Here is a 16,266-nt window from a genome sequence, read left to right as displayed (position 1 = left end):
CCGGGGGGGGGGGGGGGGGATAAAGTAGGAATTATTTAAAACAACTATTATCCATTCTCGCCAGTCATCAAAACAATGATTTCCCGATAGCTATCGGGATGACCCAATGACAAATGACTTAAAGGGGGAAAAAGTAAGAAATATTTAAAGCAATTCCCCCCTCGCTTTGCGCCCCGCGCCATGCGCTTTGCTCACACACAAAAATACAAAAAAAGCGGCAAATTTCCCCATTCCGTCAGCAGGGAAGCTTCGGCCAAAAGCAAAAATAACAACCCCAAAAAGAGCGCAGGCCTCGTCGCAACGGAGCGGGCGTATGGCGGGAATGACGGTTTAGCTTTACTGAGTGGAGCATAGCGTAACGGTAAAGCGTGAAGAACCGGCAGGGCGGGCAAGGCAGCAGCGTTGCGACTTGATTTTTTGTTTCTTTTTTATCAAGAAAAAAGAAATAGGCCCCTCCGCCTATGAGGAGTAGGTGACATGCTTATTTCGAATTATTTATGCTAATGCAAAAGTCTATATCCACAAAAACCTACCTGACAAATACGTAATCGAAAACCAGTTCAGTCGAATTTAAGCCATTGCTTTGTTCAGATACTTTTATATGACCTGGCTTGTTCTTGGTTTTAAGTAATATGCTTGCAACGCCTGCTTCACATTTTACAACCTTATCACCTACTAAATCCGCATCTCCATTTATTGAAAAAGTCACTTCATTTTTCGCATCAGGAATAATTGTTCCATTTTGGTCTACCACACTCGCATAGACAAAGACAACATCATTACTATTCTCATAAAATCTCTCTTTCCCGCTATCATCTACACTCAACTTTATCGCATAAGGTTTCCCTGGCGTCATCCTCACAGCATCCGCCTTCTTCACCCCACCAATATACCCCACAGCCTCCAACTTACCTTTTTCAAACTCGCTAACCGCAAACGTAAATGGCGGATGCAGCAAATTATTCGAATACTGGTCCTTATCCGGCTTTTGCCTGCCAATCGATTTCCCATTCAAAAACAACTCCACCTCATCGCAATTACTGTAAACCTTTACCGATTTTGTAGCCGGGTCGTTCCAGTAATTTGCGATAAATACCATCGGCTTGCCAAAACCCTTATCGTCAGGCTTGGGCCTGTACTGACTTTGATAAAAATAATATACAAACTTGGGCAAACGGTAGATATCCATCATGCCCGACGATTCGATATCACTTGCATAACCGCGTTTATAATCAAACATCACCCACGAGGCGTCTCCAACAGCAGGGCCGTTCAAGTTATCGTTATGCGCTTCCTGGAAGTTGAGCGCCTGCTGCAGCATCCTGGTTTCACCATCTGTACGTAGCTGTCGCGAATTGCGTTCTTCCTTTTTCAAACCCTCATAAGCCTTTTGGTTAAATCCGGCGTTTTGGGCATAATATTCCCAATCGCCATACTCGGCCAGCAATAAAGGCTTAGGCTTGCTGTACTTTTTCCAATAATCGGGTGCTTTGGCGTGTTGCCTTGCGGGATTCGATACATCATAAGCAAAATCGATCCACCCTGTCGAAAACACGTCTTTAAAAGGCAACTCGGCATGCACTATGCGGTTGGCTTCGGTCATATAAGGCTTACTCATGCCCGATTCATTCAACGATGCTTCCCATAATACGATGGAAGCATGGTTACGGTCGCGGTGTATCATATCGCGGATATTCTGGTAGCTGTTCTGCTGAAAAGTTTCATCGCCGAAAAACTGCCAGCCCGGTATGGCGTCCATCACCAAAATGCCCAGCTCATCACAGGCATCCAAAAACGCCGGCGAAGGCGGGTAATGCGAACAGCGAACAAAGTTCAACCCGGCATCCTTAATTTTCCAGGCATCGCGGTACTGGGCGTTATCACTCAAAGCATAACCGATGTACGGGTACTCCTGATGGCGGTTGGTGCCTACAATATTCAATTTCTCACCATTCAAATAAAAACCACCCGGTTCAAAGCGGAAGGTTTTGATGCCGATTTTCTGAACCTGCTCATCAATTATCTTATTATTTTGAATAACCTGTACTTTTAGCGTGTATAAATAAGGATGGATTGGCGACCAAAGCATCGGCGACTTTATTGTCATGCTTTGCTCGAAAACAGGCGATCCTGCGTCTGCAAGCCTTTTCAATACCGACCTGGTTTCCGTTATTTTTTTATTATCCGCGCTCAATAACGTAAGCTGTACTTGTACAGAAGATTCGGTTCTCACATCACTTTGCACTTCTGTCTTAACCAAAACCTTTGCCAATGCTGCGCTAACGTCCTCGTAATGCACCATCACGCCGCCGCCTGCTTCATGGTTAACTGCCACTGCGTCGCTGATATGGATTGGACTCTTTACAATCAGCCATGCGTTTCGGTAAATCCCGCCATAAAAGTTAAAATCGAGGTCCTTAATAGGTTTGCCTGGCGGGATGTGAGGGTTGTCCACGTTAACCAACTTTACCAATATGCAATTTTCCCCCTGTTTTACGTTGGCCTGAAGGTCTACAGTAAAAGGTAAGTACCCACCCACGTGTTTTAACACATGCTTGCCGTTTAAATATATATCGGCATCATTCATGGCACCATCAAACTGTATAGCCCGATACCAGTTTGGACTATTAGCGTCCAAAGTAAAATACTTACGGTAGTAACAAGTGCCCTGCCATTGTTCTTTCACTTTAATAACAGGCTCTATCCGCGGGGTATGGGGCAATGTTACTTTTTCCCAAGCTATATTGGACGATTTGTGCGATGTCAGCACATCAATCGATGTCGTCGTATCAATATCCTTCACAAACTCCCAACCGCTGTTAAACAACATGCCCGGTTTATCAACTTGCGCCGATGCTTTAAACATTAATACAGCCAACAATAGGCATAGAAGTATTTTATTCATATAGTGTATTTCTTGCAAAGCCGCGTAATCCACTCAGCATATCCTAAATTTCCTTGGCGTCTTAGCGACTTTGCGCGCAATTATTTAACCCCGTATCTGGCCTTTATCACCGGGTATATGTTTAGGTATTCGTTCGGGTGCCCGGTTTTATCAAACACCGCTTCCTGGTAACCCAGTGGCTCCCAAATAAAAGTACCCACGGTGTTTTTGCCTACCAGATTAAACGCGGCATCATTCACATCCAATTTCAATTTGGAATATTCTACCACAATCACATCCTGTTTGTAACGCAGTGCCAAATCGTTCAGGTTACTTTTCAGGTCGGCAATAGAGCCATGCCATTCCGGGTAATAGCTTTCGCCGATGATATCAAATTTCACCCCGCGCGACAACATATTATCCAAAAAGAACCGAGATTCTTGGTTCTGCCCACCGCAGGCTATATGCAGCATAATTTTAGCGCTCTTATCTTCGCTTCTCACCGCCGCTATACCGGCCTTTAAAACACCTGCCAAAGTATCCAAATGCGTTACATTGGCCACCGGCCACATCATACCATGGTTTATTTCATTACCCACCTGCACCATATCCGGGGAAGTGCCCTGTTCTTTCAACTGATTCAGCACCATTTTGGTAAACGCTTTCACCGAATCTTTAAGCACCTTATAACTCAATTTCTTCCATGCCGATGGGATATGCTGTTTGCCCGGGTCGGCCCAGTTATCACTGTAGTGAAAGTCCAACAAAAAACCCATGCCAGCAGCTTTAATGCGCAAGGCCATCTTTTTGGTACTTTCCAAATCGCAATACCCTTTTTTCGAGTAGCCGCTGTCCGCCCGGGGGTTATTGAATATCCTAAGGCGGATATAATTAAAGCCCTTGTCTTTCAGTATCTGTATCGCGTCGGTAGCTTTATCATTCTCGTAATACTTTTTTCCCTGATCCTCAAACTGCGGCAACCACGATATATCTGCACCTATTATTTTCTCGGGAGCTTGACCTTTACTTAAAAAAGCAAACAGCATATTGCAGCAGAACACACAGCATACCATGCAGGTTTTCCACCTAAACGGGAATAAATTTTTAGTCATATCGGCAGGTTTAATATTGGTAGTGCAAGTTAGGGCTTAATTGCCATATCAAAAACATTTACCGTCAAAAAAACACTTAAAAAATAGAAGCTCACCTATTTTCAACTTTTACAAGTTCACAAAAAAAGATGAAAAAACATACCAAATTCCTTAACTTATCGGCTTAACAACAATATTTGGCTTTTATTTTCGTATAAATTCCGTAACTCTGCATCAATGGTTACAGCGCAAATAAAAAACATCTTTGAATCATGCTTTTCAAATTTGGAATGGTTATAATTAAGTAAAAAAGACGATTTAATTTTACTTTTATTAATAAAAAAACAGTAATTTGCTATTCAGTTTGTGTTGCCATTACGGCCAATGTTAAAAAATTATAAAGACACGGTACTATAGTTTTACTATTTTCGTGGTACTTTTGCATCAATTCAACTTAGGTTAAACATAGATGGGTAAAAAATTACATGAGAAGGTCGCGCAATTTCAGGAAGCGATCCAAATACAAGAAAAAGGCATTTATCCTTATTTCAGACCGATAGAATCAGGTCAGGATACCGAAGTAATGATCGACGGCAAACGCGTATTAATGTTTGGTTCTAACTCGTACTTAGGTTTAACAAGCCACCCCAGGATAAAAGAAGCATCAAAAAAAGCAATTGAAAAATACGGTACCGGGTGCGCGGGTTCAAGGTTTTTGAACGGCACGCTCGATATCCACGTAGAATTGGAGAACCGTCTCGCCCGTTACGTGGGCAAAGAGGCCGCAGTGATTTTCAGTACAGGCTTTCAGGTTAATTTAGGTGTTTTATCATGCATCACCGGGCGTAACGATTATTTGATATTAGATGAGTACGACCATGCTTCCATCATCGATGGTAGCCGCCTTTCGTTTTCGCGCGTCATCAAATACGCGCATAACGATATGGACGATCTGCGTTCCAAACTAAAAAACCTCCCCGAAGATGCAGTTAAGCTGATTGCGGTAGATGGTATTTTTAGCATGGAAGGCGATATTGTAAAACTGCCCGAATTGGCTCAATTAGCAACGGAATTCGGTGCCAATATCATGGTTGATGATGCGCACAGCCTCGGCGTTATCGGTGTTAATGGCGCGGGTACGGCATCGCATTTTGATATGAACGACGATGTCGACCTTATCATGGGTACTTTCAGTAAGTCTTTCGCCTCATTGGGTGGTTTTATCGCTGCTGATAAGGATACCATCGAATACATCAAACACAAAGCCCGTTCTTTGATATTCAGCGCCAGCATGACGCCCGCATCAGTAGCAAGTGTATTGGAAGCTTTGAATATCATCGAATCGGAACCACACCACATCGAAAACCTGTGGAAAAATACCCGCTACGCCACTACCTTGTTGCGCGAAGAAGGCTTTGATATAGGTAATACTGAAAGCCCGATATTACCGATATACGTGCGCGATAACGACAAAACATTCCTGGCAACCAATATGCTGCAGGAAGATGGTGTTTTTGTAAACCCGGTGGTTTCGCCTGCCGTACCGTCCGATTCTTCGCTGCTACGTTGCTCGCTTATGGCTACCCATACCTTCAGCCAAATTGATGAAGCTGTTGACAAGCTGTCCAAAACCTTCAGAAAATTAGGTGTTATCTCGGTAAAAGAGAGTATCTAAACATTTTTCCGTATGCATGTTATAATTTTTTATAATTTGCATACGGAGTATATAAACCTTCCAAAATTATTGTAATGATGACAGTTGTTCCGGTTCAATCAAAAAAAGAGCTTGGTGCTTTTATTGATTTCCCACACCATCTGTATGCAAACGACCCGAACTATGTGCCCGAGTTGTTCATCGCCCAGCGCGACTTACTCACCATCCACCCTTTCCACAAACATAATTCGTTGCAATGCTTTTTGGTGTACAATGGTGATAAGGTAACCGGTCGTATTGCTGCCATACAAAACAATGCATCAAACGAGTTTAACCACAAGAACGACGGATTTTTTGGCTTCTTCGATTGTATAAACGATTGGGAAACCGCTAAACTGTTATTCGATACCGCCGCCACCTGGTTAAAAGAGCGCGGCCTTAATACCATGATAGGCCCGGTTAACTTCTCTACCAACGAGCCCTGCGGTTTATTGATAGAAGGTTTCGATAGCCCGCCGGTGTTGATGATGACCTACAATGCGCCCTATTACATCGAACTGTTGGAAAAAGCAGGTTTCACCAAAAACATCGACCTGATAGCCTGGCATTGGGACGGCCAAAACTATGATGATAAATCGGTACGCTTATTGGATAGCCTGACGGAGCGTTTAAAACGCAGCAATGTTACCGTCCGAAAGGTAAACCTGAAAGATTTTAAAAACGAAGCCTCCAAATTGCGCGAGGTGTACAACAAAGCATGGGACAAGAATAGCGGATTCGTCCCGATGAACAACGAAGAGTTTGACTACGTAGCCAAAGACCTTAAACTCATACTCGACCCCGACTTCGCGCTCGTAGCCGAGCACGAAGGGAAGATTGTAGCCTTCGGACTCGCTTTACCTAACTACAACGAAATATTCAAGACCATAAAACGGGGACGTTTATTCCCGACAGGCATTTTCAAGCTGCTGATGAACAAGCGAAAGATAACATCCATCCGTATCTATGCACTCGGGGTTATCGATGGTTATCGTAAAATGGGCATCGAGGCGGTTCTCTATGGTACTATCATAAAAAAATACAAAGCCAAAGGCTTTTTACACGCCGAAGCCGGGTGGACACTGGAAAATAATGACATGGTAAATAAGGCCATTCAAGCCATCAAAGGCGACCCCTACAAAAAATACCGCATTTACGAAAAAGCCATCTAATGGAGCGGGTTTTAATAACAGGCGCCAGCGGCTTTGTGGGTTTTCATTTAATTGAGGCGGCTTTAAAAAATAATTTGGAGGTATATGCTGCAGTGCGTCAAAGTAGCAATATCGCGCACCTCAAGCAGCTCAACATTCGATACGTCTACTTAGATTTTGAGAACCTTGACGCCCTGATAAAGGAACTTGAGGAGAAACAATATACCTACATCATCCATGCCGCAGGTACAACCAAAGCCAAAACCGCCGAAGCCTATAACGTGGTTAACGCTGATTACAGCTATAACCTTGCATTCGCAGCTACAAAAGCCAACATCCCATTAAAAAAGTTTGTCTTTATCAGTAGCCTGGCGGCTTTAGGGCCCGCGCAATTGGGCGAAATCATTGAAGATAACAAACCGCATGCCCCGGTTTCGGCGTATGGACAAAGCAAATCATTTGCTGAACAGAAATTGGCGCTGCTCATATCCCTCCCGCTTATCACGATAAGGCCAACGGCAGTGTATGGCCCACGCGACAAGGACATTTACATCCTCCTAAAAAAAATAAGCCAGGGCATTGAGCCTTATATAGGCAAAATAGACCAGCAACTCAGTTTTGTTTACGTGAAGGATTTGGCCGCAGTAACCATACAGGCGTTATTTTCGAACATAACCCATAACGCCTATAACATCAGCGACGGCAACGCGTACGACCGCTATGAGCTTGCCGACCTGACTAAATTCATCCTGCACAAAAAGACCGTCAAAATACACCTGCCCCTATTCTTAGTAAAGATATTGGCAAACATTTTAGCCTACCTTTATGCCAACAGGAAAGATACGCCTGCCCTCAACCCCGAAAAGCTCGGCGAACTTACCGCGCCCAACTGGGCCTGCAGTATAGAACATGCCAAAACAGATCTGGGCTACCTGCCGAAATACAACCTGCATCTAGGCCTTACCGAAACCCTGAAATGGTATCAGGAAAATGGTTTGATATAGGGATTTATACCTTTTTGGGCGGCAAATCAAAAGCCACAGCTTCGTGTTCAAAATGCCCCTTATGCGAGCCATCGCAAAACGGTTTGTTTTGCGATAAGCCACAGCGGCAAATCGAAACAATCGTTCTGCCCTGCAGGCCATAAGCATTGCCTTGCATATCTACTATTTCAAAATCGTCGCCATCAATTTTAACCGAGCCGTTATTGTTAATTGTCAATTTAGTTGCCATAATTTGTATTTTGGGCTAAGATATTAAAGGCATCCCGATTGGAAAATATTTTTTATGCTTTTGCAGACATATTACTTCTTGATGGCTTTAACGGCAGCCAGCGCATTGTCCGAATGTTCCACACCATGCATCATCGAATCGTATGTATACACGATTTTCCCGCTTAGGTCAACAACAAAAGTTTCGCGGCCGCTCATTCCTAAAAAACCTTTTACACCAAACTGGTTGAGTACTTTATTGTCAGGATCGCTCAGCAAAATAAATGGCAGTTTGTGGTTGGTTGCAAAATCTTTATGGCTCTTAACAGTGCCGGCGTTAATGCCTATTACTAAAGCACCAGCCTTGGTATAAGCATCAAATGCATCGCGAAAAGCACATGCTTCCTTGGTGCAAACCATACTCTCGTCCTTCGGATAAAAGTAGATAACCAGAGCATGTTTGCCTACCTCGTCTGCTATGTTAAAAACTTTCCCGTCTTGGTTAGTCAGGGTAAATTGCGGCACTTTATCGCCCACGGCCAAAGGTTTTTTGCTTTGCGCAGACACAGTAGCGCTCAGGCTGATAAACAAGATTGTTGTTGCTAGGATATTCTTCATTGTATGTCTTTATACCAATTACGGTTTTACTACTTCAACCGTTTTATTTTTGGTAAATAATTCTCGCATTACTCCTGGTTTTGAACGGCACCCTACCGCCAAAATCCTGTACCCAATAAGTTTTATACTCAAAAATGCCTGTTTCTTTAAAATCAGCATTCATCAGGTTTTTACAATGGCCCACACTTTTTATCCATCCGTCCATCACCTCGTCAATACTTTGCTGGCCGAGGGCAATATTCTCGCCAATAGCAAAGCTCTGGTAGCCATTGTAGTTGTATCCGGCATTTAGGGCCCTGTCTTTCAGGCTCCTTCCGTCCGGACTGTCGTGGCTAAAATAATTGCGCCGCGCCATATCCAACGTATGTTCTTTTGCTGCCTGTGCCAACTGCTCGTTCCAAACCAGCGGGCCTACGGGGTGCATATAGGTAGTGCCGCAATTGCAACCGGTTTGCCGTAAGGTGTTGATGCGGTCTAAAAACTGTTGCTTAAACTCACTGTTGCTTATGTTTTTTAACGATTGCGCGCTAACATGAACAGTTACGGATAAAACCAGCGCAATAAAAAAGAAGTGTTTCATTGCAGCAATTAACGTGCGGCAAATCAATTTGTTTTATGGCTTGTGCTCACTATTTTAAGATACGCGAGCCAAATACCCTGTCCCATAAATCCGAGCTTACCCCATAACCTTTCGTAGGGTCCTGATAGTGGTGCAACATGTGGTGTTGTTTTATCCTTTTCCACAAGCCCGATTTAAAGTTGAAATGGTGAATGGCATAATGCGTCATATCGTACACCAAATACCCGCCTATAAAAGCCGGAAAGAAGGCATACACGTAGTACTGCGGCAACAAGGCGTTAAACAAAAAATAAAAACCGGTAGCCAACGGAATACTGGCCGATGGCGGCAATACCAAACGTTTCAGGTCGTTAGGGTAATCATGGTGCACGCCGTGAAATATAAAATGCAACCGCAAGGCCCATTTTTGTTTCGGCACAAAGTGGAAAACAAAACGGTGCAAAATGTATTCAACAAAGGTCCAAACAAACAGGCCTGATATCATCAGCAAGGCAATGGTAGCCGCGCCAAGTTGCACGGTAAAAATGGCTTTGTACAATAAGTAGATGATGACAGGAACATAAATAATGAGCGGTACAAAAAACTGCACTTTTGATAAAGCCTCCAATAAGTCGCTCTTAAACATCCTTGTCGACTCCGGCGAGTTTGAAACATAATTTTTCTTCATCTTATCTTTATGGCTTAAAACGCTCTGTTAACTCTTTTCCGCTTTGCGTATCGGTACCCTTTACTTCAATATACACCACATTTGGAAACCAAAACGTACCGCCTTCTATCCGCAAAAATATCCTGTTCACTATTACCTCGTGCTTATCAATATTGGCAAAAACATGGTATTTGTTATCATTTGCCCATTTCGATAGCGTCATTTGGTACTTTTTGTAGGCCACTATCCGCACATCGTATTTATCGTTGCCGGCAGGTTTCGCAACTACACCGTACGCAAATTTACGCTGAATAAAGTTAAGTTCCTCTTTTTGTCCGTGCTCATTATATTTTATCCAATAAACATGTACAGGTTCGTCGGGGTTTAATTGCCCGCTTTTCTCAACATTAAGGTCGTAAATAATGGTATTGGTATTCGGGTCGCGTTGTATATAAAACAGTTTTGGCACATTGGGTGTCGGAAATGCTATCTTCGGTTTTATCTTTCGCGACAGTGTATCACCATCTTCAAACACCGGTTTTAACGCATACACATTTGCTGTATGGTGATTTAAATGACCTAAAAAAAGGTGGAGAAATATGTAAAACGCAAACTTCATTTTTTATTGGCGCAAAAGTAATTAAAAATCAAAAACTGCACGAGTCCTTATGCCAAATCTTACCGTATTTGGGTTATCCAAATAATTAAAACGTTCCACCAAGTCTACCCTGAAGAATTTAAAGATATTACTGATGCCCACACTGCCCTCGGTATACGGTGTACGGCCCAATGCATAGGTAATTGGCCCGTACTGGTCAACCGGGAACTGGAAGAGCGAGGGGTGCAGTGCAGGGTTGTTCTCATCGCGTACGCCACCATACAAAGCTTTAAAAGTCACACATTCGCGCCATTTCAACCTTTTAAACAGGGGTATCTTGTTAAAGAAAAACCCGTTGAAGCAATGGTCAATGTTCACACTGGCGTAATGGTCGCTAACAAACTCCATAAAGTTCACCAGATTATACGAGTCGGGTTGATATGAGTAAGTTTGGTTTGCCTTGTGGATGGTAAGCAAGGGAAACGGCGCCTGCCCGAAAATATATCCACCCTCAAGGGATACATCGGTATAACCAAACTGCGACAAGTAAACGCGCTTCTCTACACCCGCATGTACGTTTTGATAATTGTACTGCCCACCTGCCAAACCCTTTATACCTTCGGTAAAATCAAGGTGAAACACCGGGTATTTATTTGGCAAGGAGTACCGGTAAATTTTGCCCTGCACAAACTTTTCGTTCGGAGCATAGCGCAATTTCAACGACACCTCCGATGTGGTTAAATTTGGCGCGTTTATTAACCCACCTCCGTCTGCCTGGGTTAAAAAATACAATGAACCTGCCGGTGATTGTTTCCAATATTTATACCCCAACTCGTACGAAAAATGGCTTTCCAACTCATGCACATAGTCAAAACGGTAATAATTATTGTACAGATATTTATCGTTTACGCCCCGCTTAAATGATAGGAACACATTATCTTCCTGTACAAATTGCAAGTCGGCACCGGGTATTTTGGTTTCCTGTTGAACGCTTGCGCGGATATAATCCTGCGGGAATTTATAAATGCTTTTAAAGTTGAGCGAATAGGTGGCGCTCAAAAAATACTTCCAGCGCCGATCGGTAAAGCCGTAAGCGGCGTAAGTTTCAAAATAATACCTTTTGTTCAGTTCAGGCGTGGTGCGGCCACCAAAACGCAGGCGGAAGCCTTCAATAGGGTTATAACTGTAAAAAGTATTTGCCGGACCCACTTCAAACGGACCAAACGATTTATAACCCGCAAACAACAACGTGACAATATCCACCGTACGCCTGAACGATGGGATAGTTTGCAGCGTATCAATATTCTTGTACACCCGCGACTCAGCCTTCGTCAGCGTGTCCCGCCCCCGGTTAATGGTCCAAAATTGCTCACTCTTGTTATCGCTGCCATTAGGAACCACCTCGGTCGGTCCCTCATAAGTCGTGTCGGGCCGGGGTTTATTGATAACATAGTTTCGGTACGATATTACCCGTTCGCCAAATATCCCGGCTTTACCGTTTTTAGTAACACCAAAATCGGCCTTCACATCGGTTTTTATCAGGTTGTACTTCCCTTGTTCATTCTTTTCAAAATCCTGGTTCACATACATATCGCGCACCCAATTCAGGTTGATATTGTGGTTGATAGACAGTTTGGCTTTCTGTACCGCGTAATTCCCATCAAGGGTAACATACAACTCACCCTCAAACAACATATCTGCATCGCTACGCGGGATGAAGCTCAGTTCAACCAGTTTGGTATTGCCGTCGGTAACGGTATCAGTTATGAAGTACTTGTAAAAAGCAGGAGCGTCATTAGCTATAGGGCTTAAAAACTGGTTCGTCATCAAGAAGATATTGTTCGAATAAATATCTACTTCCGAATACAAACGGTTCAGCATATCGTTAAACCCATCCCCATCAAGCAGGTTACCGAGGTCAACTTTCTTCTCCCCTTCTACAATTTCTTTACTGGTTTCCGGGTTTTTGCGGTAATAGTTTTGAGTTAGTCTCTCGTTCAAATAAATAGGCATCAGCGACTTCCCAGGCACGGTAACACTGTCGCGGTTATCCAGCAAAAACTTATAATTCCTTAAAAATCGGTTGTTTGATATGGAGCCCGAAATGTTGCTCAGCGAAAATTGTAGTTTTTCGTATTTTTCATATTCCGCATAGTCATAAGCCTGCACGCGGTTTTTGTCCCGGCTTTCGATTACCTTCCGAATCAACTCCACCGCCGGATTGTTTTTATTGGTATATCTTTCCTTTTTTCCGGCTTTTATGGTTACCTCGTTCAGGGTTTTATCTTCCTCCTGCAGTTGAAAATCTATCGTTTGGGCTGAACCCGGATTGACTGTTCGGATAACTTGTTTATAACCGATAAACGATACCTTAAGTTGGTTATAAGGCTTACTGGTTCGTAGTGTATATTTACCATCAACATCGGTAGTTGTGCCCGTGGTGCTGCCGTTAAAAGCTATGCTGACAAACTGTATAGGCTGTTTGGTTCGGGCATCGGTTACCTTCCCTTTGATAACAGTTTGCCCGTTAACTGCAATCGAACTAATAATAAGGAAAAGAGTCAAAACAAAGTACTTCATCACACTATTCTTACGGAATACCGGTTCAAGCAGATTTTAAAAACGTGCTTTTACCAACGAGCCGTCAAAAGTAATCACATGACTTTAGACCTTTGTTGTCAAAAAGTCAAATATCATAGCATGACTTTCAGATGAAACTATACGTTTAAACATCTAATTATTTCCCGATAAACACTTTCTTCTCAAAATCGGCCATTTGGAACAATTTATTGTTTGCAGGTTCAATGGTAGGCCATCCATCGGCATCCATATACATGGGCTTAATATTTAACAATGATGCCCCGTTTTGCAAACGCGTATAGGCGTGGTAAACAATATAGGTGGTATCGCCCTGCGCGAAAAAACCGTTATGCCCGCGCCCAGGCTCATCGTAATTTCCTGCTAAAAACAGCGAGTATTTATTGTCAAGCCAGCTCTCGCCGGTTTTAGTGAGATATGGCCCCATTACCGATTTTGACCGGCCCATCACAATTTGATAAGTACTCTGTATACCCGAGCAGCACTTTCCGCGCGAAGCAAACACATAGTAATATTCGGGACCTTTGATGATATAACTCCCCTCGCCAAGGCTGGTTGTAATGGTATATAATTCGGGTTTATCAAAAAAAGGCTTCCCTGTTTTGGGGTCCAACTCCACCAGGCGCAAGCCCGCTTTGTACGAACCGTATATCATCCATTCCCTGCCGTCCTTATTAGTAAAAACATTCGGGTCTATGCAGTTCACGCCATCGCCACCGTTCTTATACCCAATTACCTGCCCGTGGTCAACCCATTTATAATTAGGGTTGCTCTTATCCAAAGTTACATTGGTGGCATAGCCCACGCTCGAATTAAAGTTCATCCATGCTGAAACCGAATAATACAAATGGTATTGACCATCGGCATAGTGGATATCAGGTGCCCATAGGCCAACCTTATCTTTAATATCGTTGTTCCACCAGGATAAAGGTGCTGCACTGCGGTCAAATACCGGCCCCACATTGGTCCAGTTAACCATATCTTTCGATGTTTTAATACCCAACCCGGTATAAAAAACGTAGTAAGTATCCCCGGCTTTTATCATACAAGGGTCGTGCACGTTCAGGTTGCCCTTTAAGCCATTGTTCTCTATAATTTTATTTTGTTGCTGACCCTGTTGAGCTGATGCCTGGCCACACAAAATGACCAGCAACATCAAACCGCTGAATACTGTTTTCATAATTTAAAAATTGGCAAAGGCCTTGTTTGGTTTATCGCATATAAATGTCGCACATACATTCTTCATTTGCATCCTGTCGCATCCTGATATTATTTTACCAACTGCATAATTGCTCCGCAACTCATCCAAATCATGGTACTTACAACCAACCCACCTGCAATAGTTAACCACAAGGGTTGTTTATAATTGGCGATGATTTTCGAGCGGTATGCCGCGATGAGCATAATGCCTAAGGCCAGGGGCAAAATCAACCCGTTAATGGCACCTACAGCGATCAGTATTTTAACCGGTTTGCCAATGAGTAAAAAGATAATGCAGGATATGGTGATAAAAACGATAATGACCTGCCTGTTCAGTTTCAATATCAGCGGGTGAAAAGTTTTGATGAACGATACCGAAGTATACGCCGACCCCACTACCGAAGATGTCCCCGCCGCCCACATCACCAAACCAAATATTTTATAGCCTGCTGCGCCCCCTGCAAACTGGAATACCGTCGCGGCCGGATTAGTTGGGTCCAATTTAGCACCGGCGGTAATTACGCCCAATGCGGCTATAAACAACAGTATCCGCATAATGGATGCCAGGCCGATAGCGCTTAATGCCCCTTTGTTAATTGCAGGCAGGTTTTGCTGCCCGCCTTGTCCTGCATCCAGCAATCGGTGTGCCCCCGCGAAAGTAATATAGCCGCCTACCGTGCCGCCAACAACAGTCAACACCGCGGTAAAGCTAAAATGGGTCGGGTTAACCGATCTCACCACCGCCTCAACCAATGGTGGCTTACTTATCCAGGCCACAAACAATGCCAATAGTATTTTAAGCATGCCCATCGTCTTAGCGAAAGCATCCATCGCCTTCCCCGTCTCGCGATAGATAAAAATACCAATGGCAATAATGGCGCTCATTACCGCGCCCTGCCCCACGCTCACCCCCAACAACACATTTAAACCCAATCCGGCCCCGGCTATATTGCCAATATTAAAGGCCATGCCACCTAAAAACACCAGGAACGATATCACATACCCCAAGCCGGGCAAAACCTGATTGGCAATATCCTGAGCGGGTTTATCCGCAACAGCGATAATACGCCAGATGTTGAGTTGCGCGATAGCGTCCAACACCACCGACAGCAAAATAACAAAGCCAAAACTTGCACCCAATTGTGCCGTAAAAACAGCGGTCTGTGTCAAAAAACCAGGCCCTATGGCCGAACTGGCCATCAAAAACGCGGCTCCTATCAGTACGCTCCAGTTATACTTTTTATCCATGCTGCGGGGCTTTTATAGCGATGTTTTGCTCTTTGAGTTTGGCATTGATCAGCCTGGCGAAATCGACCGCTTGTACACCATCGCCATGCAGGCAAAGCGTTTCCGCTTTTAACGGGATGATTTTATTGTTGACAGATATGACCTGTTGCCCCTTTACCATCATCAATACCTGGTCTATAGCTTTTTGTTCATCGGTTATCAAAGCGTTATTCTGCGAGCGCGGTGTCAGCGACCCATCGTCCTGATAAGTACGGTCGGCAAACACTTCCGAGGCTGTTTTAAGCCCTAGCTCTTTTGCAGCCTTTACCATTTCACTTCCAGCGAGGGCATATAATATCAATCCCGCATCAACATCATAAACCGCCTGCGCTATGGCTTTCGCCAAACCCACGTCCCTTGCGGCCATATTATACAAGGCTCCGTGCGGTTTTACGTGATGCAATTCAGCGCCTGTTTTTTTTACAATTCTATGCAAAGCACGTATTTGATCGATAGTGATCTGATAAGCCTCGCTTGTCGAAATAGCCATTTCCTTCCTACCAAAATTCGGTATGTCAGGCAAACCGGGATGCGCGCCAATCGCTACGCCCTTTCGCAAAGCCAGCCTAACCGTTTGCTGCATCGTATTAGCATCGCCGGCATGAAAACCGCAAGCAACGTTTGCCGATGTGATATAATCCATTAAAATGGCATCATCGGGCATACCCTCACCCATATCGCAATTCAGATCAATTTGTTGCATGGTTCA

The 16,266-nt window shown here is 43.9% G+C and carries 14 protein-coding genes; 3 read left to right on the top strand and 11 right to left on the bottom strand.

Annotated elements, in window-relative coordinates; genetic code table 11:
• Positions 1-529 precede the first annotated feature (529 nt).
• Both QZX97_RS04695 and QZX97_RS04690 read right to left on the bottom strand, forming a co-directional pair.
• On the bottom strand, positions 530-2,905 hold the full coding sequence (locus tag QZX97_RS04695) for a glycoside hydrolase family 2 TIM barrel-domain containing protein (protein ID WP_295654096.1): 2,376 nt from the start codon (positions 2,903-2,905) through the stop codon (positions 530-532).
• An 80-nt stretch (positions 2,906-2,985) separates the two neighbouring features.
• Positions 2,986-3,996, bottom strand: coding sequence for a glycosyl hydrolase 53 family protein (locus QZX97_RS04690; RefSeq protein ID WP_295654094.1), 1,011 nt, complete (start codon positions 3,994-3,996; stop codon positions 2,986-2,988).
• Between the two features lie 448 nt (positions 3,997-4,444).
• Between QZX97_RS04690 and QZX97_RS04685 the strand changes: the two genes are divergently transcribed.
• The 3 genes from QZX97_RS04685 to QZX97_RS04675 all read left to right on the top strand — a co-directional run bounded on the left by QZX97_RS04685 (position 4,445) and on the right by QZX97_RS04675 (position 7,823).
• Positions 4,445-5,650, top strand: a complete 1,206-nt coding sequence (locus tag QZX97_RS04685; RefSeq protein ID WP_295654093.1) for a pyridoxal phosphate-dependent aminotransferase family protein — start codon at positions 4,445-4,447, stop codon at positions 5,648-5,650.
• A 74-nt stretch (positions 5,651-5,724) separates the two neighbouring features.
• The gene (locus QZX97_RS04680; RefSeq protein ID WP_295654090.1) at positions 5,725-6,840 is read left to right on the top strand and encodes a GNAT family N-acetyltransferase; all 1,116 of its coding nucleotides are present in this window, start codon (positions 5,725-5,727) and stop codon (positions 6,838-6,840) included.
• Positions 6,840-7,823, top strand: coding sequence for an NAD(P)-dependent oxidoreductase (locus QZX97_RS04675; RefSeq protein ID WP_295654088.1), 984 nt, complete (start codon positions 6,840-6,842; stop codon positions 7,821-7,823). Before QZX97_RS04680 ends, QZX97_RS04675 begins: the two co-directional genes overlap by 1 nt.
• 4 nt (positions 7,824-7,827) lie before the next feature.
• Here the strand turns inward: QZX97_RS04675 and QZX97_RS04670 are convergent, their stop codons facing one another.
• From QZX97_RS04670 to QZX97_RS04630, 9 genes are all read right to left on the bottom strand, one after another.
• Positions 7,828-8,055, bottom strand: coding sequence for a CDGSH iron-sulfur domain-containing protein (locus tag QZX97_RS04670; RefSeq protein WP_363151928.1), 228 nt, complete (start codon positions 8,053-8,055; stop codon positions 7,828-7,830).
• Between the two features lie 68 nt (positions 8,056-8,123).
• Positions 8,124-8,648, bottom strand: a complete 525-nt coding sequence (locus QZX97_RS04665; RefSeq protein WP_295654082.1) for a peroxiredoxin — start codon at positions 8,646-8,648, stop codon at positions 8,124-8,126.
• Between the two features lie 43 nt (positions 8,649-8,691).
• Positions 8,692-9,228, bottom strand: a complete 537-nt coding sequence (locus tag QZX97_RS04660; RefSeq protein WP_295664279.1) for a CAP domain-containing protein — start codon at positions 9,226-9,228, stop codon at positions 8,692-8,694.
• Between the two features lie 49 nt (positions 9,229-9,277).
• Positions 9,278-9,895 carry a sterol desaturase family protein gene (locus tag QZX97_RS04655; protein WP_295654078.1) on the bottom strand — a complete coding sequence of 206 codons (618 nt, stop codon included), beginning with the start codon at positions 9,893-9,895 and terminating at the stop codon, positions 9,278-9,280.
• A gap of 7 nt (positions 9,896-9,902) precedes the next feature.
• Complete coding sequence (locus tag QZX97_RS04650; protein WP_295664276.1) at positions 9,903-10,493, bottom strand: DUF4833 domain-containing protein; 591 nt, start codon at positions 10,491-10,493, stop codon at positions 9,903-9,905.
• 21 nt (positions 10,494-10,514) lie between these two features.
• The gene (locus QZX97_RS04645; protein ID WP_295654073.1) at positions 10,515-13,052 is read right to left on the bottom strand and encodes a DUF5686 and carboxypeptidase-like regulatory domain-containing protein; all 2,538 of its coding nucleotides are present in this window, start codon (positions 13,050-13,052) and stop codon (positions 10,515-10,517) included.
• 157 nt (positions 13,053-13,209) lie between these two features.
• The gene (locus QZX97_RS04640) at positions 13,210-14,250 is read right to left on the bottom strand and encodes an arabinan endo-1,5-alpha-L-arabinosidase (protein ID WP_295654047.1); all 1,041 of its coding nucleotides are present in this window, start codon (positions 14,248-14,250) and stop codon (positions 13,210-13,212) included.
• An 89-nt stretch (positions 14,251-14,339) separates the two neighbouring features.
• Entirely contained in the window at positions 14,340-15,518 is a 1,179-nt protein-coding gene (locus QZX97_RS04635) for an NRAMP family divalent metal transporter (protein ID WP_295654046.1), read from the bottom strand.
• A complete protein-coding gene (locus QZX97_RS04630) occupies positions 15,511-16,260 on the bottom strand; it encodes a 5-oxoprolinase subunit PxpA (protein WP_295654045.1) in 750 nt (249 codons plus the stop codon). The genes QZX97_RS04635 and QZX97_RS04630 overlap by 8 nt, the downstream gene beginning before the upstream one ends.
• Positions 16,261-16,266: the final 6 nt, after the last annotated feature.

This window comes from uncultured Mucilaginibacter sp., from assembly GCF_903893715.1.
GTDB lineage: Bacteria > Bacteroidota > Bacteroidia > Sphingobacteriales > Sphingobacteriaceae > Mucilaginibacter.
This window is presented reverse-complemented; position numbering and strand designations above follow the sequence as displayed.